This window comes from Paenibacillus phytohabitans, assembly GCF_013141775.1.
Lineage (GTDB): Bacteria > Bacillota > Bacilli > Paenibacillales > Paenibacillaceae > Paenibacillus_AQ > Paenibacillus_AQ phytohabitans.
In genome coordinates this window covers 1-2,032 of sequence record NZ_WHOB01000090.1, presented here as the reverse complement: position 1 = coordinate 2,032, position 2,032 = coordinate 1, and the positions used below count along the sequence as shown (strand labels likewise).

At 44.0% G+C, this 2,032-nt stretch carries 1 protein-coding gene and 7 tRNA genes; all 8 read left to right on the top strand.

Annotated features, from left to right (window positions below; genetic code table 11):
* Positions 1–432 precede the first annotated feature (432 nt).
* The 8 genes from GC101_RS30630 (at position 433) to GC101_RS30595 (ending at position 1,970) form a co-directional block, all read left to right on the top strand.
* A complete protein-coding gene (locus GC101_RS30630; RefSeq protein ID WP_171720429.1) occupies positions 433–951 on the top strand; it encodes an AAA family ATPase in 519 nt (172 codons plus the stop codon).
* A 142-nt stretch (positions 952–1,093) separates the two neighbouring features.
* Positions 1,094–1,168: transfer RNA gene (locus GC101_RS30625), tRNA-Glu, on the top strand.
* A 201-nt stretch (positions 1,169–1,369) separates the two neighbouring features.
* Positions 1,370–1,445: transfer RNA gene (locus GC101_RS30620), tRNA-Val, on the top strand.
* A 40-nt stretch (positions 1,446–1,485) separates the two neighbouring features.
* Positions 1,486–1,559: transfer RNA gene (locus tag GC101_RS30615), tRNA-Met, on the top strand.
* Positions 1,560–1,566: 7 nt separating this feature from the next.
* A tRNA-Asp gene (locus tag GC101_RS30610) sits at positions 1,567–1,644 on the top strand.
* A 36-nt stretch (positions 1,645–1,680) separates the two neighbouring features.
* A tRNA-Gly gene (locus GC101_RS30605) sits at positions 1,681–1,755 on the top strand.
* Positions 1,756–1,761: 6 nt separating this feature from the next.
* Positions 1,762–1,838, top strand: a tRNA-Arg gene (locus GC101_RS30600).
* A gap of 53 nt (positions 1,839–1,891) precedes the next feature.
* Positions 1,892–1,970, top strand: a tRNA-Leu gene (locus GC101_RS30595).
* Positions 1,971–2,032 lie beyond the last annotated feature (62 nt).

Sequence of the window (2,032 nt, the reverse complement as noted above, 5' to 3'; positions counted from 1 at the left end):
CTTAAGACCACTGTTGATATTCAACGGTGGTTTTTTGTTGTACAGTTAACACATGAATTTCACGATTTTAGCCCGCTGCCTGAGGCGAAGAAACGGAATGCATTTAAAATTCCTGCTCATAATACAACATTCTCCTCATAATCTCGGCTATAATCCAAAAATGTTGTATGAAAAGCAGCATTTCTCTTCCTACAGGTGACATTAGCGGGCAATTCTTGTATTTCATGCAAAATACGTACAACATTTAAGCCTGTACAGTGGTAACTTAAGAATATCAAATCTGAAAGCGACGAATCAGGTGTGGGTAATTTAATAAATTACGTATCACATAAGCAGTAATCGGTTACTAATTTAGTTGTAATCTAAAGTATGGTTTATATAGTCTATTTGTATATGGATTATAATTGGTGTATGTATCGGGGAGGTGCGTATGTGATTATTTGGCTGAATGGAACCTTTGGTTCAGGAAAAACGCAAACGGCGATTGAGCTCCACCGGAGTATTCCACATTCTTATGTATTCGATCCGGAGAATGCCGGCTATTATATCCGTGATAACCTTCCAGGAGGCATGTCAAAAAACGATTTTCGGAGCCATCCGCTCTGGCGTGAGCTTACGTATTCAATGCTTAAATACATAGATTCAGAGTATAGTGGAACGATTATTGTACCTATGACCCTAGTAGATCCAGACTACTTTATGCAGATTGTGGGCAGACTAAGAAGCGAAGGGATAGTGGTTCGTCATTTCACGTTGACTGCTTCCCCTGAGACCCTGTATAGCAGACTGAAGGGCCGTGGTGAAGGCAGGAGATCCTGGGCTGCTGTACAGATGGAGAGATGTCTTACAGGGCTGGAGAACAAGGTCTTTGAGTGTTATGTGGACACTGAGCAGATATCCATTCCAGAGGTAGCTGGAATTATTATGTCTCTGCTGGAGACCGGGAAATAGAAAAGGAAGATCTGCAATGGCGGTTCAGAATAGTGTTGAAGTGGAAGGATAATAGATTTTAATAATTATTGTGTTTACTATTGCACTATAATCATATATTTGATATAATACTTTTTGTTGTCGAAAGATTGTTTGTTGATATGGCTCGTTGGTCAAGGGGTTAAGACACCTCCCTTTCACGGAGGTAACATGGGTTCGAATCCCATACGAGTCACCATAATCTTCTTTGAATCATGGGATGAGAACTCCCTGGGTTCGTTGGAGGATAGGCTTCGGAAGGAATACTTCGCAATCTCGTAACGGAGTGAAGAGTATCCCATACGAGTCACCATAATCTTCTTCAATCTCTAAGGTTGAAATAAATAATGATTGTATATCTCATGAGAATGTGTTATGATCATTAAGTTGCTTCTTCGATGGAGGCTTAGCTCAGCTGGGAGAGCATCTGCCTTACAAGCAGAGGGTCGGGGGTTCGAACCCCTCAGCCTCCACCATGGAGACTTGCAATATAGAAGTGAATACATTTATTACTGACGCGGGGTGGAGCAGCCCGGTAGCTCGTCGGGCTCATAACCCGAAGGCCGCAGGTTCAAATCCTGCCCCCGCAATTGTTTTGGAACCGTGGTGTAGTTGGCCTAACATGCCTGCCTGTCACGCAGGAGATCGCGGGTTCGAATCCCGTCGGTTCCGCCATTTTTATTTAAGTAACATAATGAATACATACCGTGTGCGGACGTGGCTCAGCGGTAGAGCATCGCCTTGCCAAGGCGAGGGTCGCGGGTTCGATTCCCGTCGTCCGCTCCATATTTTGCGCCCTTAGCTCAGCTGGATAGAGCGTTTGACTACGAATCAAAAGGTCGGGAGTTCGAATCTCTCAGGGCGCGCCATATTTACTTCTTGAATAATCAAAGTGTCCTTAAGGGATATGTACTTATAATTTGCCGGCGTGGCGGAATGGCAGACGCGCTCGACTCAAAATCGAGAGGGAAACCGTGGAGGTTCGAGTCCTCTCGCCGGTATCATCATAAACAGGCTTACAGATTTGCTTTCGGGCAAATTTGTAAGCCTGTTTTTTCTTTAA